The sequence below is a fragment of the Jeongeupia wiesaeckerbachi genome, from assembly GCF_050916355.1.
Taxonomy (GTDB): Bacteria; Pseudomonadota; Gammaproteobacteria; order Burkholderiales; family Chitinibacteraceae; genus Jeongeupia; species Jeongeupia wiesaeckerbachi.
Genome location: NZ_CP136946.1, coordinates 2,626,294 through 2,651,971, shown reverse-complemented (window position 1 = coordinate 2,651,971; position 25,678 = coordinate 2,626,294). Strand labels below are relative to the sequence as shown.

At 63.5% G+C, this 25,678-nt stretch carries 27 protein-coding genes; 13 read left to right on the top strand and 14 right to left on the bottom strand.

Annotation, left to right across the window (positions count from 1 at the left end; translation table 11 throughout):
* The first annotated feature begins 76 nt into the window (after window positions 1-76).
* Window positions 77-775 (top strand): response regulator transcription factor, encoded by a 699-nt coding sequence (locus R0382_RS12985; RefSeq protein WP_203537125.1) that lies wholly within the window; start codon window positions 77-79, stop codon window positions 773-775.
* Entirely contained in the window at window positions 762-2,150 is a 1,389-nt protein-coding gene (locus R0382_RS12980) for a sensor histidine kinase N-terminal domain-containing protein (RefSeq protein ID WP_432720053.1), read from the top strand. The genes R0382_RS12985 and R0382_RS12980 overlap by 14 nt, the downstream gene beginning before the upstream one ends.
* Before the next feature lie 4 nt (window positions 2,151-2,154).
* Here R0382_RS12980 and R0382_RS12975 read toward each other — a convergent pair whose 3' ends face one another.
* The 3 genes from R0382_RS12975 to R0382_RS12965 all read right to left on the bottom strand — a co-directional run bounded on the left by R0382_RS12975 (window position 2,155) and on the right by R0382_RS12965 (window position 3,816).
* On the bottom strand, window positions 2,155-2,778 hold the full coding sequence (locus R0382_RS12975) for a CoA pyrophosphatase (protein ID WP_432720052.1): 624 nt from the start codon (window positions 2,776-2,778) through the stop codon (window positions 2,155-2,157).
* A 1-nt stretch (window position 2,779) separates the two neighbouring features.
* Window positions 2,780-3,394, bottom strand: a complete 615-nt coding sequence (locus R0382_RS12970; RefSeq protein WP_432720050.1) for a trimeric intracellular cation channel family protein — start codon at window positions 3,392-3,394, stop codon at window positions 2,780-2,782.
* A gap of 68 nt (window positions 3,395-3,462) precedes the next feature.
* Window positions 3,463-3,816: an Hpt domain-containing protein gene (locus R0382_RS12965; protein WP_432720049.1), complete on the bottom strand. Its 354-nt coding sequence runs from the start codon at window positions 3,814-3,816 to the stop codon at window positions 3,463-3,465.
* Between the two features lie 126 nt (window positions 3,817-3,942).
* On the opposite strand from R0382_RS12965, the gene metG reads away from it, so the two are divergent.
* Together metG and R0382_RS12955 are read left to right on the top strand one after the other, a co-directional pair.
* Window positions 3,943-5,985 (top strand): methionine--tRNA ligase, encoded by a 2,043-nt coding sequence (metG, locus tag R0382_RS12960; RefSeq protein ID WP_432720047.1) that lies wholly within the window; start codon window positions 3,943-3,945, stop codon window positions 5,983-5,985.
* A gap of 74 nt (window positions 5,986-6,059) precedes the next feature.
* On the top strand, window positions 6,060-6,344 hold the full coding sequence (locus R0382_RS12955) for an acylphosphatase (RefSeq protein ID WP_432720045.1): 285 nt from the start codon (window positions 6,060-6,062) through the stop codon (window positions 6,342-6,344).
* 24 nt (window positions 6,345-6,368) lie between these two features.
* On the opposite strand, the gene R0382_RS12950 is transcribed toward R0382_RS12955, so the two are convergent.
* A complete protein-coding gene (locus R0382_RS12950; protein WP_432720044.1) occupies window positions 6,369-6,848 on the bottom strand; it encodes a WbuC family cupin fold metalloprotein in 480 nt (159 codons plus the stop codon).
* Between the two features lie 253 nt (window positions 6,849-7,101).
* Between R0382_RS12950 and R0382_RS12945 the strand changes: the two genes are divergently transcribed.
* The 3 genes from R0382_RS12945 (at window position 7,102) to R0382_RS12935 (ending at window position 9,409) form a co-directional block, all read left to right on the top strand.
* A complete protein-coding gene (locus R0382_RS12945) occupies window positions 7,102-8,187 on the top strand; it encodes a hypothetical protein (protein ID WP_432720043.1) in 1,086 nt (361 codons plus the stop codon).
* Between the two features lie 17 nt (window positions 8,188-8,204).
* Window positions 8,205-8,516 carry a (2Fe-2S) ferredoxin domain-containing protein gene (locus R0382_RS12940; protein ID WP_432720041.1) on the top strand — a complete coding sequence of 104 codons (312 nt, stop codon included), beginning with the start codon at window positions 8,205-8,207 and terminating at the stop codon, window positions 8,514-8,516.
* A gap of 245 nt (window positions 8,517-8,761) precedes the next feature.
* Window positions 8,762-9,409 (top strand): alpha/beta hydrolase, encoded by a 648-nt coding sequence (locus R0382_RS12935; protein ID WP_432720040.1) that lies wholly within the window; start codon window positions 8,762-8,764, stop codon window positions 9,407-9,409.
* Window positions 9,410-9,413: 4 nt separating this feature from the next.
* On the opposite strand, the gene R0382_RS12930 is transcribed toward R0382_RS12935, so the two are convergent.
* Window positions 9,414-10,811 carry a sensor histidine kinase N-terminal domain-containing protein gene (locus tag R0382_RS12930; protein WP_432720039.1) on the bottom strand — a complete coding sequence of 466 codons (1,398 nt, stop codon included), beginning with the start codon at window positions 10,809-10,811 and terminating at the stop codon, window positions 9,414-9,416.
* Window positions 10,798-11,475 carry a response regulator gene (locus tag R0382_RS12925; protein ID WP_432720038.1) on the bottom strand — a complete coding sequence of 226 codons (678 nt, stop codon included), beginning with the start codon at window positions 11,473-11,475 and terminating at the stop codon, window positions 10,798-10,800. The genes R0382_RS12930 and R0382_RS12925 overlap by 14 nt, the downstream gene beginning before the upstream one ends.
* A gap of 200 nt (window positions 11,476-11,675) precedes the next feature.
* On the opposite strand from R0382_RS12925, the gene R0382_RS12920 reads away from it, so the two are divergent.
* From R0382_RS12920 to R0382_RS12905, 4 genes are all read left to right on the top strand, one after another.
* Window positions 11,676-12,773 (top strand): ABC transporter substrate-binding protein, encoded by a 1,098-nt coding sequence (locus R0382_RS12920; RefSeq protein WP_432720037.1) that lies wholly within the window; start codon window positions 11,676-11,678, stop codon window positions 12,771-12,773.
* 81 nt (window positions 12,774-12,854) lie between these two features.
* A complete protein-coding gene (locus tag R0382_RS12915) occupies window positions 12,855-14,609 on the top strand; it encodes an ABC transporter permease (protein WP_432720035.1) in 1,755 nt (584 codons plus the stop codon).
* On the top strand, window positions 14,602-15,666 hold the full coding sequence (locus R0382_RS12910) for an ABC transporter ATP-binding protein (RefSeq protein WP_432720034.1): 1,065 nt from the start codon (window positions 14,602-14,604) through the stop codon (window positions 15,664-15,666). Before R0382_RS12915 ends, R0382_RS12910 begins: the two co-directional genes overlap by 8 nt.
* Before the next feature lie 151 nt (window positions 15,667-15,817).
* Window positions 15,818-16,477, top strand: coding sequence for an energy-coupling factor ABC transporter permease (locus R0382_RS12905; RefSeq protein ID WP_432720033.1), 660 nt, complete (start codon window positions 15,818-15,820; stop codon window positions 16,475-16,477).
* A gap of 4 nt (window positions 16,478-16,481) precedes the next feature.
* On the opposite strand, the gene R0382_RS12900 is transcribed toward R0382_RS12905, so the two are convergent.
* Both R0382_RS12900 and R0382_RS12895 read right to left on the bottom strand, forming a co-directional pair.
* Window positions 16,482-17,060, bottom strand: a complete 579-nt coding sequence (locus R0382_RS12900; RefSeq protein ID WP_432720032.1) for a GNAT family N-acetyltransferase — start codon at window positions 17,058-17,060, stop codon at window positions 16,482-16,484.
* A 54-nt stretch (window positions 17,061-17,114) separates the two neighbouring features.
* A complete protein-coding gene (locus tag R0382_RS12895) occupies window positions 17,115-18,395 on the bottom strand; it encodes an NAD(P)-binding protein (protein WP_432720030.1) in 1,281 nt (426 codons plus the stop codon).
* A 157-nt stretch (window positions 18,396-18,552) separates the two neighbouring features.
* Between R0382_RS12895 and rlmM the strand changes: the two genes are divergently transcribed.
* Window positions 18,553-19,611, top strand: a complete 1,059-nt coding sequence (rlmM, locus tag R0382_RS12890) for a 23S rRNA (cytidine(2498)-2'-O)-methyltransferase RlmM (protein ID WP_432720028.1) — start codon at window positions 18,553-18,555, stop codon at window positions 19,609-19,611.
* A gap of 87 nt (window positions 19,612-19,698) precedes the next feature.
* Complete coding sequence (mscL, locus tag R0382_RS12885; RefSeq protein WP_432720026.1) at window positions 19,699-20,115, top strand: large conductance mechanosensitive channel protein MscL; 417 nt, start codon at window positions 19,699-19,701, stop codon at window positions 20,113-20,115.
* Window positions 20,116-20,209: 94 nt separating this feature from the next.
* Here the strand turns inward: mscL and R0382_RS12880 are convergent, their stop codons facing one another.
* The 6 genes from R0382_RS12880 to serC form a co-directional block, all read right to left on the bottom strand.
* Window positions 20,210-21,286, bottom strand: coding sequence for a calcium:proton antiporter (locus R0382_RS12880; RefSeq protein ID WP_432720025.1), 1,077 nt, complete (start codon window positions 21,284-21,286; stop codon window positions 20,210-20,212).
* Window positions 21,287-21,444: 158 nt separating this feature from the next.
* Window positions 21,445-22,542: a histidinol-phosphate transaminase gene (gene hisC, locus R0382_RS12875; RefSeq protein ID WP_432720023.1), complete on the bottom strand. Its 1,098-nt coding sequence runs from the start codon at window positions 22,540-22,542 to the stop codon at window positions 21,445-21,447.
* A gap of 67 nt (window positions 22,543-22,609) precedes the next feature.
* Window positions 22,610-23,197 (bottom strand): TIGR00730 family Rossman fold protein, encoded by a 588-nt coding sequence (locus R0382_RS12870; RefSeq protein WP_432720022.1) that lies wholly within the window; start codon window positions 23,195-23,197, stop codon window positions 22,610-22,612.
* Window positions 23,198-23,270: 73 nt separating this feature from the next.
* Window positions 23,271-24,350: a prephenate dehydratase gene (pheA, locus tag R0382_RS12865; protein ID WP_432720021.1), complete on the bottom strand. Its 1,080-nt coding sequence runs from the start codon at window positions 24,348-24,350 to the stop codon at window positions 23,271-23,273.
* Between the two features lies 1 nt (window position 24,351).
* Window positions 24,352-24,558, bottom strand: a complete 207-nt coding sequence (locus R0382_RS12860) for a hypothetical protein (protein WP_432720019.1) — start codon at window positions 24,556-24,558, stop codon at window positions 24,352-24,354.
* A gap of 4 nt (window positions 24,559-24,562) precedes the next feature.
* Window positions 24,563-25,645, bottom strand: coding sequence for a 3-phosphoserine/phosphohydroxythreonine transaminase (gene serC / locus R0382_RS12855; RefSeq protein WP_432720017.1), 1,083 nt, complete (start codon window positions 25,643-25,645; stop codon window positions 24,563-24,565).
* Between the last annotated feature and the right edge of the window lie 33 nt (window positions 25,646-25,678).

The following is a 25,678-nucleotide window of genomic DNA, read 5'->3' as shown; positions in this document are numbered from 1 at the left end:
AATTGGCGAAATAGCAGTTACACTCAGCAGTAAGCATTTCCTTACAGCAACGCCGAATTCCCGGAGGTTTCCCACCATGAGCACCCGGCTTTTTCTTGCCGAAGACGACCTCATTCTCGCCGACGCCCTGAAAACCAGCCTGTCGCAGGCCGATTTCCAGGTTGACTGTGTCAACGACGGCGCACTCGCGCTGCAGATCCTTCTGCACAACGACTACGACATCGTCGTGCTCGACATCGGCCTCCCGAACATGGACGGTCTGACCGTGCTGCGCAACGTTCGCCAGCACAAGCCTTCGCTGCCGATCCTGATCCTGACCGCACTCGACGGCCTGGAAGAACGCGTTGCCGGCCTGGACGCTGGCGCCGATGACTATCTCGCCAAGCCGTTTGAGTTCGCCGAACTCGAGGCCCGTCTGCGCGCATTGCTGCGTCGCAGCCAGATCCTGCCGCAATCGGTCCAGCAGCTCGGCAACCTGCGCCTCGACCGTGCAGGTCAGCGCGCCTGGTGTAACGATACGCCGCTCGACCTATCGGCGCGTGAACTGACCGTGCTCGAAATTCTGATGTCGAATATCGACCGCGTCGTCACCAAGGAACAGATCGTTTCCGAACTCGGTTCGGACAATGCCGAAGTCGGCCTGAACGCGATCGAAGTGTACGTGCATCGTCTTCGCAAGAAGCTCGAACCGTGCGGCGTGGTAATCCGGACCATCCGTGGCCTGGGCTACCTGCTCGAGAAGCAACAACCGCTGTCGCAGGATGCTGCGGGATAAGGTCTCGCTGAAACGGCAGCTGCTTCTGTGGCTGCTGATCCCGCAAATCGTCCTCTGGCTGGCCGGTGCGGCGCTGTACTACAACGTCGCAACGCACTACGCCAACGCCATCACCGACAATAGCCTGCTGCAGACCGCGCGGGCCATTGCGCGGCAAGTCCAGCCTTACGATGATGGCCTGGTCGTCGACTTTCCTCGTGCAGCCCAGTTGCTGCTCGAGGAAGGCCCTGACGACAAACTCTTCTATACCGTCAGCACGCTTCCCGGTGGCATGATTCTCGGCAACCGCCGCCTGCCTGCACCATCCGGCGCTCCCATCGCTGATCGGCCCTTGTTCTACAACACGATGCAGGGCAGCGAGCCGATTCGCATCCTGTCACTTTACTACCCGCTGAACCGCCCCAACCACTGGCTGCACGTTCAGGTCGGCAAGAACCTGCAAAAGCGTAGCCAGATGTCGCGGGAAATCCTGCTCGCCACCGGCATTCCGATGGGGCTGCTGATCATCGCGATGAGCGCACTGGTCTGGCTGGGCATACGCCGCGGCCTGCGCCCGCTGGAAAAACTCCAGCGCAGCGTCGAACACCGTGCACCGCAGGATCTGGCACCACTGGAAACGCAAGCGCTGCCCGTCGAGTTGCAATCGCTGACCCACGCGCTCAACCACCTGCTATCGACCACCAACGAAAGCGTTTCCCGGCAGCGGCGCTTCATCGCCGACGCTGCGCACCAGTTGCGCACGCCACTGGCAGGCTTGAAATCACAGACCGAACTGGCGATGCGCGAAACGACGCCCGAAGGCCTGCGCGACCGGCTGAACCTCGTTCATGCCAGCGCCACGCGCAGCATCCACCTCGTCAACCAACTGCTGACGCTGGCGCGATCCGAGCCCGGCGCCCAGGCCGGTACGCCCGGCATGAAGGTCGATTTGGCCAAATTGATTCGCGACTTGACCGCAGAATCAGTACCACGGGCACTGGCAGCGGGCATGGATCTCGGCTGTGACAGCGCATTGCACGAGGCCACCATCGACGGCAATCCGGCGCTATTGCGCGAACTGTTCGTCAACCTGATCGAGAACGCGATCAAGTACATTCCGCGCGGCTGCAGCATCACCGTCCGGCTGCTCGACCACGGCGCCGATTACGTGGTCGAAGTTGAAGACGACGGCAACGGCATCAGCGATGAACAGAAGCCGCGCGTGTTCGAGCGTTTCTATCGGGTCAATCAGAACGATGGCAACGGTTGCGGGCTGGGCATGGCCATCGTCAAGGAGATTGCCGAACGCCACGGTGGCCGTATCGAGCTGGCCGATGCGCAACCGCACGGCCTGATCGCCCGGGTGACGCTCCCCAAGCAGCGCCCGACTAACTAACTCGTCAATCGACGATGCGGGGTTCGCCGGTGATACGCAGCGCAGCGGCCAGCATCAGCAACATGTTCGCCGTCGCGCCCCAGACGGTGTAGCCGTCAATTTCGATGAAATGTGTTTGCCCGCGCAAGCCGCGACGCTCGACCCAGCGACGTTCATACCGCGCCGGATCCAGTAGCAGCGCCAACGGCAACTCGAAGACTTGCTCGACTTCATCGGCACACGGCACCAGTTCAAAGCCGGGATCAAGCACGCCCACCACCGGGGTGACCGCATAACCGCTGACGGTGTAATAACTGCCCAGCGTATCGATGACGCGCACATAGCCCGGGTCTAGCCCGACCTCCTCGGTGCTTTCGCGCAAGGCGGCGGCCACCGCGCTGCCGTCAGCGTCCTCGACCCGGCCACCGGGGAAACTGATCTGGCCGGCGTGGGTCGGCAGATGAGCAGCCCGTTCGGTCAGCAAGACCGTCGCGCCGCCCTCGCGGGGCACGATGGCGATCAGCACCGCCGCCGGACGCGACTCCTGCTCGAAAGGAAAATCACCGCTTTCGGGGCGTGGGGAACCGGCCATCCGCTGCCGCAGCCAGTCGGCCCAGACCCGCGGATCGCCGGATTGCGGCCAGTTCATCTCAGTGCCCCACCCGCGGCAAACGGAAATCGCGCAAATGTGCAACCAGGCGCAGCCCCAGCCCGATGGTGAACAGCGTCCATTCGACCCACGGACCACGCCAGCCCGAATGCGCCGCCACGTATAGCAAGGCCGCGACGAGGATGGCGACGGTGCCATAAAAATCTTCGTGGAGGATGAACGGCACGTCATTGACCATCATGTCGCGAACCAGGCCACCGCCGACTGCAGTGACAAAGGCGAGGAAAGCAACACCAAACAGATTCAGCCCGACATCGAGTCCGATCTGCGCACCGGCAATGCTGAATGCAACCAGACCGATCGAGTCGGCCACGATGAAGATCTTGTACAACAGCCCGCGGTTGCGCTGATGCAGCTTGATCGCCCAGGCCACCAGCAGGGTGGCGAAGATCGTGTACAGCGGGCCAGCATCGATGAAGATGCGCGGCACCCGGTCTACCAGGACGTCGCGAATCATCCCGCCGCCGATCGCCGTCAGCAGCGCGAGAATCACGACGCCCAGAACGTCGAAGCGCTTGGTTGCACCGACCAGATAGCCGGAAATCGTGAATGCGGCGGTGCCGATCAGGAACAGCACATCGAACTGCAGCTGCATGGTCAGAAAAACCCGAGTTTAAAAAAACGCGCCAGTGTAGCGCGGTCGTCACGGCACCGATGTAACAGTCAGCGCCGCAAGGCCGACTCGACCCCGGTCGCCAACGCGATCAGGTCGGCGTGGGCGTCATCGGCAAGCCGCGACTCGCGCGCGGCGACCTCGATCTTTCGGCACAAGGCAGCCATGCCGACGGCGCCGATCTGCGCGCAAGCGCCCTTCAACTGGTGTGCAGCACGTTCGGCCACATAATGCTGCCGCTGCTGTAGCGCCAGACCGATCTCGGTCAGGCAGGCTTCGTGCGTCGGCCAGTAGGCATCCAGCAGTTCCACGCGCAAATCCTGCCCCAAATCCCGCGCCAACATCGCAAAGGTGGCATCGATGGCGGCAAGCTCATTCTGGAGTTCGGCAGGTATCGGGGACATGCGCTAGGGGTTCCAAAGGCAAGGAATGGCCATGACAAGCAACTATAACTGCGCCCCCCGCAATGCGCCACGGCCCGGCACGCGGCTGCGATATAATCGGACGATTCATTGCCAAAAAAGACGACCATGAGCCGCAAGATCCTCGTCACCTCCGCCCTGCCCTACGCCAACGGCGCCATCCATCTCGGTCACCTGGTCGAATACATCCAGACCGACATCTGGGTGCGCTTCCAGAAGATGCGTGGCCACAGCTGCCACTACGTCTGTGCCGACGACACTCACGGCACGCCGGTCATGCTGCGCGCCGAGAAGGAAGGCCTGACTCCGGAGGCGCTGATCGAGCGCGTGCACGGCGAACACCTGCGTGACTTCACCGGCTTTCATGTCGCCTTCGACAACTACTACAGCACCAACTCGGAAGAGAACCGCCAGTTCGCCTACGACATCTACGGCAAGCTGAAGGCCAACGGCAAGATCGTTAGCCGGACGATCTCGCAGCTGTTCGATCCGGAAAAAAACATGTTCCTGCCGGACCGCTTCGTGAAGGGCGAATGCCCGAAGTGTGCCGCCAAGGACCAGTACGGCGACAACTGTGAAGTCTGCGGCGCGACCTACAGCCCGACTGAACTGAAGAACCCGTACTCGGCGATTTCCGGCGCGACGCCGGTGCTGCGCGACTCGGAGCACTTCTTCTTCCGCCTGGGCGACTGCGAAGATTTCCTCAAGGGTTGGACGACCGGCCAGGCCATCGTCGGCGGCAAGGAACGCCCGCGCCTGCAGGAAGGCGCGGCGAACAAGATGCAGGAATGGTTCGACGCCGGCCTGAACGACTGGGACATCAGCCGCGACGCGCCGTACTTCGGGTTCGAGATTCCGGACGCACCGGGCAAATACTTCTATGTCTGGCTCGATGCGCCGGTCGGCTACATGGCCAGCCACAAGAACCTGTGCGACCGGCTCGGCCTTGATTTCGACGAATTCTGGAACAAGGATTCGGACGCCGAGCTGTACCACTTCATCGGCAAGGACATCCTCTATTTCCACGCGCTGTTCTGGCCGGCGATGCTCGAGTACAGCGGCTACCGCACGCCGACCGGCATCAACGCCCACGGTTTCCTGACCGTCGACGGCGCCAAGATGAGCAAGAGCCGCGGCACCTTCATCACCGCCGAATCGTACCTGCGCCATCTGAACCCGGAATGGCTGCGCTACTACTTCGCCGCCAAGCTGAACTCGGCCATCGAGGACATCGACCTCAACCTCGAAGACTTCGCCGCCCGCGTCAACAGCGACCTGATCGGCAAGTACGTCAATATCGCCAGCCGCGCCGCCGGCTTCCTGACCAAGCGTTTCGGGGGGGAACTGGCCCGCGATCTCGGCGACGCACCGGTGCTTGCCAAACTGCAGGCCGCCGGTGACGAGCTGGCGCAGTTGATCGAAGCGCGCGAATACAGCCGCGCCATCCGCGACATCATGGCACTGACCGACGAGGTCAACCAGTTCGTCGACGCCAACAAGCCGTGGGAAATGGCCAAGCAGGAAGGCATGGACGCCGAGCTGCAACGCGTCTGCTCGATCCTGATCAACGCCTTCCGGCTGCTGACGATTTACCTGAAGCCGGTGCTGCCGAAGCTCGCCGCCGATGTCGAAGCCTTCCTGAACATCGCGCCGCTGCGCTGGATCGACGCCGGCTCGCTGCTGCTCGGCCACTGTATCAACCCGTATTCGCATCTGATGACGCGAATCGATCCGAAAGCGGTCGAAGCCATGGTCGAGGAAAACAAGCAGGCGCTGGCACCGATCGAAACCAAGCCGGCGCTCGACTACGACGTGCCGCCGATTGCCGAGACGATCAGCATCGACGACTTCATGAAGATCGACCTGCGCGTGGCGAAAATCGTCGAAGCCAAGTCGGTCGAAGGCGCCGACAAGCTCGTGTCGCTGACGCTCGACATCGGCAACGAAACCCGCCACGTCTTCGCCGGCATCAAGTCGGCCTACAAGCCGGAAGACCTGCAGGGCCGGCTGACGGTGATGGTCGCCAACCTCGCACCGCGCAAGATGAAGTTCGGCCTGTCCGAGGGCATGGTGCTGGCCGGAGGCGGCGACGGCGGCCTGTACATCCTCAGTCCCGATAGCGGCGCCAAGCCGGGGATGCGCGTCAAGTAAAGCGCGGGACTAGAATCAAAACCGGCCCTTCGTGGCCGGTTTTGTTTTGGCGCACCCTCGGGGGAGAAATCGACATGAACGAGATCATCGCCAAGCGCTTGCGGGTCCATGGCCGGGTCCAGGGCGTCGGTTTTCGCTTTTATACGGTGCGCGAAGCGCTGACGCAGGGCTTGACCGGCTGGGTGCGCAACCGCTCGGATGGCTCGGTGGAAGTTCAGGTGCAGGGGCCGGCCGACAAGCTCGACGATTTCCTCGGCTGGATCCGCTGCGGCCCCGCTTCAGCCCGCGTCGACCGGCTTGATATCGACGATGCCGACCTCGAAACGCTGGTGAGTTTTTGCGAGATCGACACCCTCTAGGTGCCGACCCCGCCCGAGCCGCGATCAGCGCGCGAAACGGGCAAGCATGCCGGCCAGAAAATCGGCGACGCCCGCTTCGCCTTCGGCAGGCGCCCATGCCGGCTTCTCCGCGGCTGAGAGCGCTGCATACGGGCCGGCCTTGCTCTCGAAGAACACCGAACCGGCTTCCAGTGCGACCAGGCTGTGGAACACACCCGGCGCCACATTGATGCCGACCGTCTCGCCGCCAGCGACGAGTTCGCGTGTTGCGGTCACCGCGCCGGCCTCGTCGAACAGCAGCACGCCGACGCGGCCGCACAGCACGATCAGCGTTTCTTCCTTGTCGGCAGCCAGATGGCGATGCGGCTGGATGTAGGTCCCGGGCTCGAGCGCGTTGAGCAGGCGATGACAGGCGTCGTCGTTGTCGGTGTGGAAATTGCGGTTCTTGCGCAGCCGCGGACTCTGCGCCGCCTCGGCGCTGAGTTCGTTCAACAGGCTGCGATCGATGAATAGCGGGGATGTCATGCGGGAACTCCAGATGAAAAAAAACCCGGAAACGTGAACGGTTCCGGGCCACCAACAACATCTACAAAGGAGAAACCATCAAGACGCAAATCTTGCATCCCAACAGAACCTTGAATTTACCTGAGGGTCTGAAAGATTGTCAAATCAATTCAAGACCTTGCAACAAAAGAAAGCATTTTCCATGCCATGGTCATAGCCACCTCCAGACCCAGCCCGCGCGGTATAATTGCGCTTTTGCCCCCTGGCCTGCCCCATGTACTTGCCCGACCCTCGCCTCTACCCTCGCGTCAACGCCAAGAACCCGGTCATTCGCAGCCTGATGGCCTTTCTGACCGCCAATGAACCGGCGGATGCACAGCAAAAGCGGCAGGCGCTGGACGAGGTTGTCCGCGAGCTGTTGCTGACTGGCGATCATTACGGCCTGAACGGCGCATTGACGCAGGCACCGACGCAGGACGCCTACAAGGTGTTGTGGAAAACGTTGCGCGATGCGGTCGAACAACCGCTTGGCAACACGGCCCACGCGTTGCCGTTTGCCCTGCCCATCGTCTTCGTCGCCGGCAACAAGGGCGAAACCGAGCTGCCGGGCGAGGTCGACGCGCAAGCCATCGTCTCGCTGCTGCGCGCTCACAACGTCATCGCCGCCGATGCCGACGTCTGGCTCGGCAATGCCCTCGTCGGCGCCGATCAGCTGGCCACTATCAATCCGACCCAGCTGTCGCGCTGGCAGACACAGATCGTCGCCGCCGAACCGCTGCCGGCCGAGTTCACGCCGGCACCGATCAAATTCAAGGACGAGGGCGTGTTCATCCGTTACCTCGTTGGCGTTGCGCTGCAACCCGCCGGTGCCGAGCCGGTCATCCGCCTTGGCGGCGCCGTCGGCAGCTGGGGCATGCCGCTGGCGCAACTGCTCAGCGACGGTTTCAAGAAACCGGGCCTGACCCTGTTCCCGATTCCGCGCGTGCCGCAAAGCTGGCTCGCCGCGCAGGAATCCGGCCGCGTCACCGTGCTGGAAACCCGCTTGCAGGTGGCCGCGAGCAACGCGATCCGCAGCATCCGCGGCAAGGGCCGCACGCCGGTGATCACGCTGGCGGCGCACGAAGGCGGCGAGATCCGCATCACCTTCTCCAGCCGCGAAGACGCCGAGCGCTGGGAAGGCTATGTCTGGCCGCTGGCACCGCTCGACAGCGCCGAACAGGTGCACGCCTTCGTCGACGACCTGATGCGCGAATGCCAAGTCGACGACGTCGTCGTGATCGAAACGATCCAGCCCGATCTCGACACCGACGGCCTGCCCTTCTTCGTCACCGCACACACCAAGCCGGTTCAGCAGCAGTAAGCGTTCGGAGAAGACCGATGAGTTACTACAAGCACCACGTGTTTTTCTGCCTGAATCAGCGCGAACTGGGCGAACGCCAGAGTTGCGCCAACTGCGGCTCAGTCGCTGCGTGGGAACACGCCAAGGCCCGGGTCAAATCGCTCAAGCTCGCCGGCCCCGGCGGCGTGCGTATCAACAAGGCCGGCTGTCTGGAGCGCTGCGAGGAAGGTCCGGTGATCGTGATCTACCCGGAAGAGACCTGGTACACCTATATCGACGAGAGCGACATCGACGAAATCGTCGACGAGCACCTCGTAAAAGGCAATATCGTCGAGCGGCTGAAAATCTAGCAATGACGCCAATTGAAGCGCACCGGTTTTGCTCGCACCATCGATCGCAAATCGATGCAAGCGAGCGCTGCGGCTGCTTCCACTGTCTAGCGCAATTTTCCCCTCGCGATATCCAGGACTGGGCTGATGACAACGACACTGCCCTGTGTCCGTTCTGCGGCATCGACTCGGTACTTGGGTCTGCAAGCGGCGCCCCCATCACCCGCGATTTTCTACTCGCGATGCAACAACATTGGTTTTGAATCATGAATGCACCCCGAAAGGCCCCGTCGTTCGAACTGCTTGAGATCGCCGGTCCGGCCGGCAAGCTCGAGTGCCTGCGGCTCGATTCGGCGCTCGAGACCCTGCGCGGTATCGCGCTGGTCGCTCACCCGAATCCGACCGAGGGCGGCACGTTCACCAACAAGATCGTCCACACGCTGGCCAAGACGCTCTCCAGGCTCGGCTACGTCGCCTATTGCCCGAACCTGCGCGGCGTCGGCAACTCCGAGGGCGAACACAGCCGCGGCAAGGAGGAACCGGACGACATGGCCGCCGTGCTGGCCTTTGCCCGCGCAGCGCATCCGGAAGCCGGCAAGCTGGTACTCGCCGGCTTCTCGTTCGGCACCTATGTGCAGTCGCAGTTGCGGGCACGGCTTGGCGACGACGAGGTCGAAGGCATGATCCTCGTCGGCCCGGCGACCAGCCGCTACAGCGACTTTCCGCCCGTGCCGGCCGACACGCTGGTGATCCACGGCGAGGAGGACGAGGTCGTCGCACTGGCAAGCGTGTTTGATTGGGCGCGACCGCAGCAACTGCCGGTCATCGTCGTTCCCGGCGTCGGCCACTTCTTCCACGGCCGCTTGATGCAGCTGGGCGAGATCGTCGACCGGCAGTGGCGACTACGCGGCTGACGCGTCAATCGGCCACTGGCTGAGCGACCGGAAAATCCACCGTCACCGTCAGCCCGCCGCCCGGCGTGTGCGATAGCGCAATCGTCGCGTCGTGCAGCCGGGCGATTTCATGCACGATCCCCAGTCCCAGGCCGCTGCCCTCGACCTGCGTGCCGGCGATCCGGTAGAAGCGCCGGAATACGCGATCGCGCTCCTCTTCGGCAATCCCTGGACCGTTGTCGATCACCTGCAGCCTTGCAAAACCGGCCACGGGTTCGCAACGCACCGTCACCATCTTGCCGGGGCCGGCGTAGCGGATCGCGTTGTCGATCAGGTTGCCGACCAGCTCCTGCAGCAGCTCGGGCCGGCCGGACAGCATCGCTACGACCTCGCCCTCGAAACCGAGGTCGACACCGCTGCGGCGCGCCACCGGCGCCCAGTCGAGCGCCACTTCGCGCGCCACCCCGGTCAGGTCGACGTCGCTGTAGGTGACGGCGAGAAAGTGGTCCGGCGCCAGCCTCGACAGTGACAGCAGCTGCTTCACGCCGCGTGATGCATGCCGGACGGTCTCGAGCGTTTCGGCTATCTGCTTCTTCACCGTCGGCAGATCGTCCTCGCGCAACGCCAGCTCGACCTTGGCCTGCAATACCGCCAGCGGCGTTTTCAGCTGGTGCGCGGCATCGGCAAAGAAACGCCCGCGGTCGTTGAGGATGCGTTCGATCCGCGCAATGTACTGGTTCATCGCTTCGACCAGCGGTTTGAGTTCGCTCGGCAGTTCGGTCGCGTCGAGGGGTTGCAGATCGTCGGCGTCCTTGTCCTTGACCTTGGCCGACAGGCGCCGCAGCGGCTTGAGGCCGACGCTGACCGCCAGCAACACGATGCCCAGCGCCAGCGCCACCAGCACCACATCCTGAATGATGGCGCCGACGAGAATCTGCTCGGCCAGCTCGCGCCGCGATTCGGGCGTTTCACCGGTCAATACCCAGACGGTGCGCGTCTGGGCGCTGGCGACGTCATGAACGCGCTGCCGGATCGCGGCGATGCGGATCGTGTCGCCGTGGTACTCGGCGTCGTAGAACTGCGGCTTGTAGAACGCCTGATCGCGCCGCTTGGGCAGTGGCAGATCCTTGTAACCGGTCAGCTCGGCGCCGCCCTCCTCGGTGACGCGATAGTAAACACGGCCGGCGGCGTTGGATTCGAACATTTCCAGCGCCAGATACGGGATATCGACGACGATCTTGCCGTCCTGGATCGAAATACCCTCGACCATCGCCTTGTTCGACGTGAACAGGCTGCGATCAAACGCCGCATCGGCAGCCTGACGGGCACGATGATAGGTCAGCACGGCATCGACGCTGAGCAGCAGCAGCAAGGGCAGCAGCAAGCAAACCGTGAGATAGCGGCGCAGACTACGCTGCGGCATCGCGGGCTTCCAGCAGATAACCCAGCCCGCGCAGGGTGACAATGGCGACGCCGCTGCCTTCCAGCTTTTTCCTCAGTCGGTGCACGTAGATCTCGATCGCGTCGGGGCTGCTTGAATCGTCGAGACCGAAGATCTGTTCCGACACCGCCTCCTTCGACACCGCCTTGCCGCCGCGCAGCAGCAGCACCTCGAGCACCGCATGTTCGCGCGGCGTCAGGCTCAACGGGCCGCTTTCCAGACTGAACACCCGGCTGACGCTGTCGTAGCGCAGCGGGCCGAAACTCAGCTCGGCGCTGTCGAAGCCGTGGCTGCGGCGGATCAACGCGCGTGCACGGGCTTCGAGCTCGTTCAGGTCACACGGTTTGGTCAGATAATCATCGGCGCCCAGATCAAGTCCCTTGACGCGCTCATCGACCGAGCCGTGCGCGGTCAGGATCAGCACCGGCACCTTGTTGCGCCGTTGCCGCAGTCGGCGTAACACCTCGAGGCCATCGAGCTTGGGCAAGCCCAGATCGAGAATCACCAGTGCGTAATCCTCGGTGCGCAGCACCTGATCGGCGTCGGCGCCATTGTGCATGCAATCGACCGCAAACCCGCCCTGGTTCAGGGCGCGGGTCAGCGAGTCGGCCAGCGACAGATTGTCTTCCACAAGCAGCAGACGCATGGTGAATCCGGGTTCCGATATCGTTCTTGAAGTATCTGCAGCGCCCCGGTCATGCACCATCAGGGATCGCCGCAACAGCAAATTGCATTGAATTGGTGCCCGGAAAGCGAATTGAAAGCGCTGCGCGCATAGGATCATTTCACACGGATGACACCCATCCGGGAATACCGAGCCGAAGCGGCCAGATTCTGGAGATCGATATGAAGCGCTTTACCCGTTTTGCCCTGGCCCTGGCCAGCTGTTCCGTCGCCGGCCTCGCAGCCGCCGCCAGCATCCCGGCCGGTTATCCGGGCAATTACGCTGCGATTGTCAGTGCCGCCCAAAAAGAGGGCAAGGTCATCGTCTATTCGGTGACCGACACCGCCGCGGTAAAGCCGCTGATCAAGGACTTCGAGGCGATGTACCCGGGCGTCAAGGTCGAATACAACGACATGAACAGCACCGAGCTGTACAACCGTTTCATTTCCGAAAGCGCCGCCGGCGGCACCACGGCCGACGTGCTGTGGTCATCGGCGATGGATCTGCAGATCAAGCTCGTCAACGACGGTTTCATCGCCAGCTACGCATCGCCGGAAAAGGCGAACATGCCGGCGTGGTCGACCTACCAGGACCAGGCCTACGGCACGACGTTCGAACCTTTGACCATCGTCTACAACAAGCGCCTGCTCGCCGCCAGCGAAGTCCCGCAGACCCATGCCGATCTGGCCAGAATCATCAAGGCCAATCCGGACAAGTTCAAGGGCAAGGTCACCACGTACGACATCGAGAAATCCGGCGTCGGCTTCAACTACCTGACCCAGGACGTGCGCGTCGGCGGCAATGCGATCTGGGACATGGTCAAGGTCATGGGCGGGTCGGGCGTGAAACTGCAATCGTCGACCGGCGCCATGATGGAGCGGATCTCGTCGGGCGAAAACCTGATCGGCTACAACATCATCGGCTCGTACGCGTTCACCAAGGCCAAGAAGGACCCGTCGATCGGCTATGTCTATCCGAAGGACTACACGCTGGTGATGAGCCGGCTGGCCTCGGTCACCAAGGCCGGCAAGAATCCGAATGCCGCGAAGCTGTGGCTCGACTATCTGCTGTCCAAGCGCGGACAGACCATCCTCGCCAACGATGCCGACCTGTTCTCGATCCGCAGCGACGTGGCCGGCGAAACCTCGATGGCCGGCCTGACCAAGCAACTGGGTAACAGCCTCAAGCCTATCCAGGTCGGCACCGGTCTGCTGGTCTATCTCGACCAGGCCAAGCGACTGGAATTCCTCAAGCAGTGGCAGCAGGCGATCAAGAAGTAAACCGCCCCGCCCGCCCCGAACCGTCCCCTCCCGCATGACATCGCGCCGCAGCCTTCGGGCTGCGGACGCTGGAGTATTGCCATGAGTTCGATCACCTCCCTGCAGGGCCGCGTCCCGCTGCCGGCCACTGCACCGCAGCACGGTGATGGCGGCTGGCGTGCCTATGCCGGTCTCGGCCGCTGGCTGACGATCGCCATTGCCGTCATCGTCGTCGCGCTGCCGCTGTCGCTGATCCTGTTCCAGAGCTTCCTGAGTGCACCGTTTTTCATGCCGAACAAGGCGGTCTCGCTCGAAGCCTACCGCTTCGTATTCGACGATCCCGATTTCTGGTCGGCGTTGAAGAACACCTGTGCCATTGCCTTCGGCATGCTGTTCATTGCCGTACCGATGGGCAGCGTGCTCGCCTTCCTGATGGCGCGGACCGACCTGCCCGGCCGCCGCTGGCTAGAGCCGCTGCTGCTGACGCCGGTCTTCGTCTCGCCGATGGTGCTCGGCTTCGGCTACGTCGTCGCCGCCGGCCCGGTCGGTTTTTACTCGGCGTGGTGGATGTCGCTGTTCGGCAGCGCCGAAGCGCCGTGGAACATCTACTCGCTGTGGGCGATCACGCTGATTGCCGGGCTGACGCACGTACCGCATGTCTACCTGTACGCCTCGTCGTCGCTGCGCAACCTCGGCTCGGACGTCGAAGAAGCCGCCCGCGTCTCCGGCGCCAGCCCTTTCCGCGTTGCCCGCGATGTCAGCCTGCCGATGGTGATGCCATCGCTGCTGTTCGCCGGCGTGCTGGTGTTCTTCCTCGGCTTCGAGGTCTTCGGCCTGCCGCTGGTGCTCGGTGATCCCGAAGGCCATCTGGTACTGACCACCTATCTGTACAAGCTGACCAACAAGCTCGGCATTCCGTCCTACCACCTGATGGCGGCGGTCGCGGTACTGATCATTCTGGTGACCTTCCCGCTGGTGTTGCTGCAGCGCCGCTTGCTGCGCAATGCCGGCCGTTACATCGCCGTCAAGGGCAAGGCCGCGCGGCAACACGTCTTGCCGCTGGGCCGCTGGCGCTGGATCGCGATGGCGATCGTCCTGCTGTGGCTGCTGGTGACGGTGTTCGTGCCGCTGTCGGGCATCACGCTACGCGCCTTTGTCAGCCACTGGGGTCAGGGCGTACCGCTGACCGAGGTCTTCACGCTGGCCAACTTCACCGACCTGTTCGAGAACGACAGCCTGGTCCGCGCCATCATCAACAGCTTCGGCGTCGGCATCCTCGGCGGCGCCATGGCCGTGGCCTGCTACACCGCCGTCGGCTTCGCCGGCCACCGCCGCAACGACTGGGGTAGCAAGCTGATGGACTATCTGGTGCTGGTGCCGCGTGCGGTGCCGGGCCTGCTCGCCGGTCTCGCCTTCCTGTGGGTCTTCCTGTTCGTACCGGGGCTGAAGGAGTTCAAGAACTCGATGTTCTCGATCTGGCTCGCCTATATGGTCGTGTGGATGGCCTACGGCATGCGGCTGATCCAGGGCGCGCTGATGCAGGTCGGCCCCGAGCTCGAAGAAGCCGCCCGCAGCGTCGGCGCGACCCGTGGCCAGACCAGCCGCTATGTCACCTTGCCGCTGATCCGCTCCGGTCTGCTGGCGAGCTGGCTCTTGGTGTTCATGATCTTTGAACGCGAATACTCGACCGGCGTGTATCTGCTGTCGCCGGGTACCGAAGTCATCGGCGCACTGATGGTGTCGCTGTGGGCCACCGGCGCAGTCGATCAGGTTGCCGCCCTTTCCGTTATCAATATGCTCATGGTCGGCGCCGGTCTGGCTGTCGCCCTGCGTTTCGGAGTGAAACTTCATGACTAAGCTCATCGTTGAAGACCTGCACCTCAGCTATGACAGCACCCCCATCCTCAAGGGCGTGTCGTTCCACCTGAAGGCAGGCGAAGTCGTCTCGCTGCTCGGCGCCTCGGGCAGCGGCAAGACCACGCTGCTGCGCGCCGTCGCCGGTCTCGAGCAACCTTCGAGCGGGCAGATCCTGCTCGACGGCAAGCCGCTGTATAACGGCGCCAGCAATACCAATCTGCCGGTCGAACAGCGCTCGCTCGGCCTCGTGTTCCAGTCCTACGCCTTGTGGCCGCACCGCACGGTGTTCGACAACGTCGGCTACGGCCTCAGCCTGCGCAAGGTGTCGCAGGCCGAGATCAAGCAGCGCGTACAGAAGGCGCTCGACCAGCTCGGCCTTGGCCATCTGGCCGAACGCTTCCCCTTCCAGCTCTCCGGCGGCCAGCAGCAGCGCGTCGCGATCGCCCGGGCGCTGGTCTACAACCCGCCGGTGATCCTGCTCGACGAACCGCTGTCCAACCTCGACGCCAAGCTGCGCGAGGAAGCGCGGGCCTGGCTGCGCGAACTGATCGTCTCGCTCAACCTGTCGGCGCTGTGCGTCACCCACGACCAGACCGAAGCAATGGCGATGTCGGACCGCATCCTTTTGCTCAAGAACGGCAAGATCGAACAGGAAGGCACGCCAGCCGAGCTGTACGCGTCGCCCAACTCGCTCTACACCGCCGAATTCATGGGCAGCAACAACAAGCTCAATGCCAAGGTCGTGTCGGTCGAGGGCGAACAGGTGAAACTGGCCGGCGACGGCTGGGAACTCAATGGTCAGGCGCGCGACTGGCTCAGCGCCGGCGCCGACGCGCAGGCGGTGATCCGGTTGGAGCGCGTCCGCGTCGTCGACGGCCCGGGCCACAACCGCATCAAGGCCAAGCTGATCACCGCCATGTATCTGGGTGACCGCTGGGAATACCTGTTCCATCAGGGTGAAACACGTTTCCGCGCCTACGGCATCGAGCCGCGCAACGCCGGCGACTACTGGGTCGAGTTTCCGGCCAACGATTGCTGGGTGTTCGCGGCCGCCTGACCGGCTGTCTTTTCCAGGTTTGGCGGCAGGCCGGTCCTGCCGCTTTTTTTTGCCCGGCCATTGCGGAGCGCAGGCCACAGCGCGCAACGCAACCAGCAGGCTGGCGCCAGCTGCTCTAAGATGCCGGCTGTCGCCTTGCTACCGCTCCGGCATGAATCTCGTCTCGTCGCAATTTCCGCTCTGGCTGCTCGTGCTGTCGTGGATCACGGCTGCGCTACTACTGCTGCGCGCCGCGCTGCGCGTCCCCTGGTTCGCGCTGTCGCAGCCGGCGCTGACCGGCTGGCTCGGTGCAACCGTCATCGCACTGCTATTCTGGCAGATGAAAGCCAACATCCAGCCCGGCTTGAGCTTTCACATGATCGGCGCCACCGCGCTGACCCTGATCGCCGGCCGCGATCGCGCGCTGCTCGGCCTTGCGGCGGCACTGGCGATCGATACCGGCTTCGGCCATGCCGAATGGGGCGCCTTCGGCCTGTCGTGGCTGATCATCGCCGCACTGCCGTGCCTGCTGACGCATACGCTGCTACGGCAAGCGCAGGCGCGACTGCCGCTCAATTACTTCGTCTACATCTTCCTCAACGCCTTCGCCGCCGCAGCGCTGTCGATGTGGCTGGTCGGATTGCTGACCTGCGGGTTGCTGGCGATCTTCGGCCCGTATGCATTCGACTTCCTGCTTGAAGAACAGCTGCCGTACTACTTCCTGATGGGCTGGCCCGAGGCGTTTACAACCGGCACCAATCTCGCGCTGCTGGTGATCTACCGGCCACAGTGGGTCGTCTCCTTTGACGACGCCAAATACCTGGCGGACTAGTGCCTCAAGATCGCTGGCGCCATTCGTGAACTAACAGCGCGTAGTCGGCGAGATCGAGAAAACGGTCGTCCTTCCATTCGCACTCTCGGTGCGTCCCCTCGTGGATAAAGCCGCTGTCGATCAACAGCCTGCTGCTGCGCAGGTTTTCCGGTTCAACCTCTGCCGCGACCCGGTGCAAGGCCATCGCGTCGAACCCGTAATTAAGTATCACCGGCAGGCATTCGCGCATCACCCCTTTGCGCCAGTGCTCAGGCAAGAGCCAGTAACCAAGGCTTGCGTTGCGGTGCCCGTGGTCCCAGTCGTTGAAACCGCAGGCGCCGAGCAACGTCTCCGGCACGGCGCTGTCGCAGATCGCCCACCAGACACCACTCCGTTCGGCCGCGATCTGGCGGAACCAGTCCATCTGGCTCCGGGTATCGTCGCGCGTCTCGTAGGCGACACCATAGTGGGCAATGACCTGCGGATGCGACAAACCGCGGAACACCGCGTCGAGGTCGCTCGCAACGAACTCGCGCAGCACAAAACGCGGCGTGCCGAGCACGGGGAATGCAGGCCCTGACAGCATCATCAATCCTTGAGTCATGTAAGTGCTGACGGACCCGAAAGGCCGGTCTTTAGTTCCGCCCTGCACGCCTGCTCAAAGCCTGGCCCAGTCCGGCAGCGCGCCGAATTCGCTCGCCAGTTGCAGCGCCGACGTCACCGCCGTCTCGGGCAGGCCGTCGCCGGTCCACGCACCGACATACCAGCTGGCGCGATGCCCCTGGAGCTGCGCCAACCTTGCCTGCGCCAGGGTCGCCGCATGATCGAGCACCGGGAACCGGCGCTCGGCACGGAACAAGGCTGCGCCGGGCTCGACCAGCGGATCGACGGTCAGCAGCAAGGGGGTCTTCAGCAATAGATGCTGCAACTGGTCCACCCGTTCGCTCAGGCACGCAGCCTGCGGCGCTGCGCTTCGGTGCAAGTAGTTCGACGCCGCCCAGACCTTGCGACGACGCGGCAACAGCCGTCGATCGGTGTGCAACCAGACCGAGCCGCTGCGACAACGCAAGGCATCCAGCACGGCCATTTCGTCCGGATCGGCATCGGCCAGCAGCGGACGCGTGATCGGCGCCTTCGTCGCCATCACCACCGCGTCGAAACGATCGACGCCGTTCGCGGTCTCGACCAGCACCCCCAGCGGTTCGCGCCTGACCGCGAGCACCGGCGTCGCCATGCGGACCTCGCCGACCCGCGCCAGCAGCTTCGGCAACCATGCCCGTCCGCCGCCGTAAACGCTGCGCCACACCGGCCGGCCGATGCCGCGCTGCAAGCCGTGGGCGAGAAAGACGCGCAGGAACATTGCCGCCGGCATGTTCAGTACGTCGATGCCCGGATCGGACCAGATCATTGCCGCGGTCGGCAGCAGGTAGCCGTCCCGGAACGCACGGCCGTAGCGGGTCTGCGCCAGCAGCTGCGCCATCGTGAAGCGGGTGACGATCGCATCGAGCCGCAAGCGCTCGGCATGCCAGCGAAAGTGCCGGGCATCGGCAAGCCGGCCGAAAAAGGCCGGCGACAACAGTCTGCGTCGCTGGGCAAACAGCGCATCGATGCCGGTGTCGGCCCATTCGAGCCGGCCGGCATCGAACGACACGCCAAGCGTGGCCGGACAGCCCATGGTGCCGGCGCCCAGCGATTCGAGTAGCGCGCTCAGCTTCGGGCTCGCCGCAGCATTGAACCGCGGCAGGCCGACATCGACCGGCCACGTCTGTCCATCGAGCGCGACGTCGACGGTCCGGCGGCACAGATCGCCCCCCGCCTCGAACAAGCTCACCCGATAACGCCGCGACAGCAGCTCGGCCGACAACAGCCCGGCCAGCCCCGCGCCGATCACTGCGATGCGGCCACCCGGCTCGGGCGGCGCATCGCCATGCGTCTGCATGCTTCTTCCCCATCAGGACCCACGCTTACCAGATTAGCACCGGGGGGTCGCGACGAATCGCCGTGGCCGAGCACCGGCGCGCGGCGGATTACCGGACCGACGCACCGCAAAGCGGCCGGTAAATGCGTTATCCTCTGCGGTTTTGCGAGTCGCCGCGATGAATCCAGCCCTGCTGCTCTATTGCCGTCCCGGCTTCGAAGCCGACTGCCAACAAGAGTTCGCCGCACGCCATCCGCTCGAAGGCCACTGGCACACCGGTGTTGGCTACGTGCTGTTCGAAGCCGACGACAGCTATGAGCTGACCCAACTGCACCAGACCCTCGACGTCACGCAGCTGATCTTCACTCGGCAGATCCTGCTGGCATTGGCCAAGGTCGAACTCGGCGAGCGCGACCGGCTGACGCCGATCACCGATGCGCTGGATGCCCTCGATTCGCGCTACGCCGCACCGTGGCAAGCAGTCTGGCTCGAGCACCCGGATAGCGACGCCGGCAAGCCGCTCTCCGGTTTCTGCAAGCGTTTCGGCGCCATCGTCGAAGCCGCGCTGGAAAAGCGCAAGGCGCTCGACGCCCGCCGCGGCCGTTATCGCCTGCACCTGTTCTTCACCTCGATGACCGAAGCCTGGATCGCGCTTGCCCGTCCGGCGCAGGCCAGCCCGTGGCCGCTCGGGATTGCGCGCGTACGGATGCCGACCGGCGCACCGAGCCGCTCGACGCTGAAACTGGCCGAAGCGCTGATGATGCTGGTCCCCGAGGTCGAGAAAAAAATGAAGCCGGGCATGGTCGGCGTCGACCTGGGCGCGGCGCCCGGCGGCTGGACCTTCCAGCTCGTCAGCCACGGTCTGAAGGTGTTTGCGATCGACAACGGCCCGATGAAGGGCGATATGGCGATCCATCCGCACGTGAAACACCTGCGCCAGGATGGTTTCAAGTTCCGCCCGCCCAATCCGGTCGACTGGCTGGTGTGCGATATGGTCGAGCAGCCGGCGCGCATCGCCCAGCTGATCGCCGACTGGTTCACCCGCGGCCATGTGCGCCACGCCGTGTTCAACCTCAAGTTGCCGATGAAGAAGCGCTGGGCCGAAATCGAACGTTGTTTCGACCTGATCGACAACGCGCTGTACAGCGCCGGTATCGACTACGAGCTGACCGCCAAGCAGCTCTACCACGATCGCGAAGAAATTACCTGCTACCTGACGCGTAGCAAAGTGCGTTGACAGTATTTGGTACGGCTGGCTAGGCTTACAAAAATGCGGCCAGCATCCGGCCCGCCACGCTTTGCCAACGATAACGGAGATATAACAATGTTCAAGGAATTCAAGGAATTCGCCATGCGCGGCAACGTCGTCGACCTCGCGGTCGGTGTCGTGATCGGCGCGGCGTTCGGCAAGATCGTCGACTCGCTGGTCAAGGACGTAATCATGCCGCCGCTCGGCTTCCTGATTGGCAAAGTCGATTTCGCCAACCTGTTCCTCACGCTGTCGGAAGGCAAGATCCCCGGCCCGTACGCCTCGCTCGATGCGGCGCAGAAGGCCGGCGCGGTCACACTGAACATCGGCGTCTTCTTCAACACGCTGATCAGCTTCGTCATCGTCGCGTTTGCGATTTTCCTCGTCGTGAAGGCGATGAACAAACTCAAGCGTGATGAACCGGCTGCGCCGGCGGCCACGCCCGAAGACGTGCAGCTGCTGCGCGAAATCCGTGACCTGCTGAAGAAGTAATCCGCTACGGCGGGTTCATCAATAAAAAAGCGCCGGCATCCGGCGCTTTTTTTATCAACGGACAACGCGCTCAGCTCGCGTACCCGCCCGGTGCTTACGGTACGACGGCAAAGAAAAAGAACGACGCGAAAATCACCAGATGCACGATGCCCTGCAGCACCGTAGTCCGGCCGGTCGCCAGGCTCATCGAGCCAACCAGCAGCGTCAGGCCCAGCAGCACCGTTTCCTTCATCGGCAGCCCCAGCAGCAGCGGCTTGCCGGTGAAAACGAAAATGATCGCCACGGTCGGAATCGTCAGGCCGATGGTCGCCAGCGCCGAACCGAGCGCCAGATTCAGACTGGTCTGCAAGCGGTCGGCGCGTGCCGCCCTTGCCGCCGCAATGCCTTCGGGCAGCAGCACCAGGGCGGCGATGACGATGCCGACCACCGCGTCGGGCGCACCGGCATTGGCGACCGCGCGCTCGACCGCTGGCGACAGCAGCTTGGCCAGACCGACGACGGCAACGAGGCAGACCAGCAGCAAACCACCACTGGTCATCGCAATCCGCTTGGTCGGCGGCGCAGCATGCACATCTTCGTTCGACCCGTCGGCAAGGAAGTAGTCGCGGTGGCGAACCGTCTGCACGAACACAAAGGTGCCATACAGCAGCAGCGAGACAACACCGATGAACGCAAGTTGGGTCGATCCGAGGAAGGGGCCGGGGAGCGCCTGTGCATAGCTCGGCAAGATCAGCGTCAGCACCGCCAGCGCCGCCAGCACCGTCATCGCCGTACTGGCGCCACGCAGCTGGAAATCCTGTTCGCGGTGACGCAGGCCGCCAAGCAGCAGGCACAGGCCGACAATGCCGTTGCAGACGATCATGATGGCCGCAAACACCGTATCGCGCGCCAGCGCGGCCTTGGCTTCGCCGCCTGGCAGCATCACCGAGATGATCAGCGCAACTTCGATCACAGTGACAGCCAGGGCCAGCACCAGTGTGCCGAACGGCTCGCCAACGCGATGCGCGACGACTTCGGCATGGTGAACGGCAGCAAAAACGGTTCCGGCCAGCGCGATGCCGACCAGCAGCAGAAACAGTGTCGCTTCACCGGCAAACGGCGAAGCGATCATGGCGCCCCATGCAAGCACGGGCAAGGCCCAGGTCCAGCGAGGAATCGTGTTTGGCGACAATATGTTCTCCTGTTGGCTGGCAACGCTCGGTGGCGCTGCCGGATGGTTGGATAGAAACAACTTAGTCCCGGCCGGTCCCCGGAGCTAACTGATTTTGAGCATGCGGCGCAACGGCGATGAAACGGGCAGCGCCAGCGCTTCCGGACTCAGGCCGCCGCCTAGTCGCCCATGGCCTCGTCGAGGACGGCGATAAAGCGCGCGTTCTCTTCGGCCAGGCCGATCGACACCCGCAGGCTGTTGGGCAGGCCATAGCCAGTCAGCGGGCGGACAATCACGCCCCGTTCGAGCATGAACTGGTTCAGCAGGCCGGCGTCGCCGCAATGGAAAGTCACGAAGTTGGCCCAGCTCTGGATGAACGACAGATCCTGACGCCGGAACGCTTCGGTCAGCTGTGTCATGCCGGCGTTGTTGACGCGAACCGACTCGAGCAGGAATGCATCGTCGTCGAGTGCCGCGCACGCCGCGGCCTGCGCCAGACTGTTGACGTTGAACGGCTGGCGAAGCCGGTTCAACAGGTCGGCAACTTCCGGCGACGCCAGCGCCATGCCGACCCGCAGGCCGGCGAGGCCATAGGCCTTCGAGAACGTCCGCACGACGATCAGATTCGGAAACTGCCGCAGCCAGGCGATCGAGTCGGTGCGTTTTTCGCGTGGCAGGTACTCGGTATACGCTTCGTCGAGGACAACCAGTACGTTCGGCGGGCACAGTTCGAGGAATTCGATCAGATCGCCCGGCCGCGCGAGGGTTCCCGTCGGGTTGTTCGGATTGGCAATCCAGACGATCTTGGTGTTCGGCTTGATCGCCGCACGCATCGCGTCGAGGTCGTGGCCGTAATCGACCGCGCGCACCTCGATGCCCTCGGCGCCCATCGCCTGCACCGCAAGCGGATAGACCGCGAACGCGTACTGCGAATACACCGCCGAATCGGTGCCGGTCAGGAAGGTCCGCGCGATCAGGTCGAGCACATCGTTCGAACCGTTGCCGAGCACGACCTGCTGTTCGGCAACACCGAACTTGCGCGCGATCTTGGCTTTGAGCTCGAAACCGTTGCCATCCGGATAGCGCGCCAGCGCGCCGAGTTCGCGCTCGATCGCCGCCCTCGCCTTCGGCCCGATGCCCAGCGGGTTTTCGTTCGACGCCAGTTTGACGATGGCCGCGGGGTCGAGGCCCATCTCGCGGGCCAGTTCGCCGATCGGCTTGCCGGGCTGGTAGGGCGCGATGGCGCGAATATGGTCGGGGGCGAGTTCTGCAAGCATGGCTGCTCCTGCGGTCTTGAGGCGGTGGATGAAGGTCATGCATGCGGGCCAACACCCCGCATGCGGGTCAGCTCTTCTGCAGCAGATCGGCCTTGGCCCAGCGCGCCGGCAGTACCGGTGTCGCGGCCAGCGCATCGAGCAATGCGGCCGATTCGCTGGCGACGACGATACGTTCGGCCTCGGCTTCGCGAACGAAACCTTCGGTCACGGTCTGGCGTATGAAACCGAGCAGCAAATCAAAATAACCTGCGGTGTTGAGCAGCCCCACCGGCTTGCCATGCAGGCCGATCTGCGACCAGGTAAGGATTTCAAACAGCTCGTCGAAGGTGCCGAAACCGCCGGGCATCGCGATGAAGCCGTCGGCCAACTCGGCCATTTTCGCCTTGCGCGTATGCATCGAATCGACGACCAGCAACTCGGAGCACGCGGTCAGCGCCAGTTCGCGCTCGACCATGAAATCCGGAATCACGCCCACGACCCGGCCGCCAGCGTCCAGACTGGCATGCGCAACATCCCCCATCAGACCGACATTGCCGCCGCCATAAACGAGCGCAATCTGCCGCTCGGCCAGCAGGCGACCCAGCGCCTTGGCCGCATCGGCATATTCGGGACGGGCGCCGTGACGCGAGCCGCAAAACACCACCAGCGATTTCATCGATCTTTTCTCCCAATCAGAATGAAACAAGCCCGGCGAATGGCCGGGCCTGTCGAATGGCAAACCGCGCGGCTCAGAGTACCGCCAGCGGATACGTGCCCAGCACCTTGACGAAGGCCGAGGTCGAACGCAGTTCGTCGAGCGCAGCGATCAGATTCGGATCGCTGACATGGCTTTCCACGTCGACGAAGAACAGGTACTCCCACAGCCCGGTGCGGCTTGGCCGCGATTCGAACTTGGTCATCGACACGCCGTGGCGCGCCAACGGTTCGACCAGCGCATGCAGCGCACCGGGTTTGTTCGGTGCCGAAATCACCAGCGAGGTCTTGTCGCGCCCGCTCTTGCCCACATCCTGATAACCGAGGACCAGGAAGCGCGTGGTGTTGTTCGGCTCGTCCTCGATGTTCTCGGCCAGCTTCACCAGCTGGAACTTCTCGGCCGCCGCATCGCCGGCGATCGCCGCCGCGCTCGGGTCCAGGCTGGCCAGACGCGCCGCCTCGGCATTGCTCGCGACCGAGATGCGCTCGACTTCGGTCGGCAGATTGCGGTTCAGCCACTCGTGGCACTGCGCCAGGCTTTGCGCGTGCGAATACACGCGCTTGATGCCGTCCTTGGTCGGCGTCGCCCGCAACAGGTGATGATGAATCCGCAGCACGACTTCGCCGCAGATCTTCAACGGCGAACTCACCATCAGATCCAGCGTGCGGCCAACCGCGCCCTCGGTCGAATTCTCGACCGGCGCGACGACATAATCGGCCGCGCGGGCCTCGACCGTGCGGAATGCATCGTCGATCGACGCACAGGCCTGCGTCGCCGCCGCGTGGCCGAAATGCTTGATCGCCGCGGCCTGGCTGAACGTCCCTTCCGGGCCGAGGAAGGCAATCGTCAATGGCCGCTCAAGCGCCAGACACGCCGACATAATTTCGCGAAAAAGACGCGCGACGGTTTCGTCCGACAGCGGCCCGCGGTTCAGCTCGCGGATGCGCGTCAGCACCTGCGCCTCGCGCTCCGGGCGGTAGACGATGCCGCCGCCCTTGATCTCGCCGATCGTGTGGGCGTGCTGCGCACGCTGATTCAGCAGTTCAAGCACCTGCGCATCGATCGAATCGATCGCATCACGGTGCACTTTCAGTTGTTGTTCTTGATCGGCCATCTTATTTACCCGGTTCGAAACGGGCCGCATCAATGATCGACCACAAGTGAATGATCCAGCCCATCAGGATGAACCACAGTGCGCCAGCCAGTACGAACATCAGCAGCGCAATCAACGGCCGCCCTTGCAGCAGCTGGCCGAGGCCCGGGATGAAAAAGCTGGCCAGCGCAGCGAGGACGTTACCGCCCGATCCTTGTCCGGTTGCCATACGCTTATCCATGGGTGCGCGCGAATTCGCGCATGAACGACGCCAGCGCCTGTACGCCCTCGAGCGGCATCGCGTTGTAGATCGATGCGCGCATGCCACCGACCGAACGATGGCCCTTCAGCTGCAGCAGGCCGGCGGCCTTGGCATCGCCGAGGAAGGCATCGTCGAGTGCGTCGTCGTGCAGCATGAACGGCACGTTCATGCGCGAGCGGAATGGCTTGTCGATCGGGCAGCGATAGAAGCCGTTCGACGTATCGATCGTCTCGTACAGCAGCGCGGCTTTTTCGATATTGGTCTGTTCGATCGCAGCGAGCCCGCCCTGCTCCAGCAACCACTTGAACACCAGGCCGGCGACGTAGATACCGAAGGTCGGCGGCGTGTTGTACAGCGATTCGGCATCGGCATGGACGCCATAGTCGAGCATCGTCGGCGTCGACGGCCGCGCGTGGCCCAGCAGGTCCTCGCGCACGATCACCAGCGTCAGCCCCGACGGGCCGATGTTCTTCTGCGCGCCGGCATAGATCAGGCCGAACTTCGAGACGTCGATCGGACGCGACAGAATGTTCGACGACATATCGCAGATCAGCGGTACATCCGATTGCGGAATGAACGGGAATTCGACACCGCCAATCGTCTCGTTCGAGCAATAGTGCAGATACGCCGCATTGGCGCTGCGCTGCCAGCTGGCCTCAGCAGGAATGCTGCTGAAATGGCTGTCCTCGCCCGAGGCGGCGATATGGACATTGGCAAAGCGCTTGGCTTCCTTGATGGCGATTTTCGACCAGTGGCCGGTATTGACGTAATCGACCGTCTCGCCTTCGCGCGACAGGTTCAGCGGCAGCATCGAAAACTGGAAATGCGCACCACCCTGCATGAACAACACCCGGTAATTGGCCGGGATGTTCAGCAGCTTGCGCAAATCGGCTTCGGCTTCGTGAATGATCTGGGTGAACTCGCGGCCGCGGTGGCTCATCTCCATCACACACATGCCGCTACCGTGCCAGTCGACCAGTTCTTCCTGAACGGTCAGTAGCACATCACGCGGCAACACCGCAGGGCCGGCACTGAAATTGAACACTGGGCTCATGCTTCGCTCTCTCGGTAAGGCCGGCTCATGCTG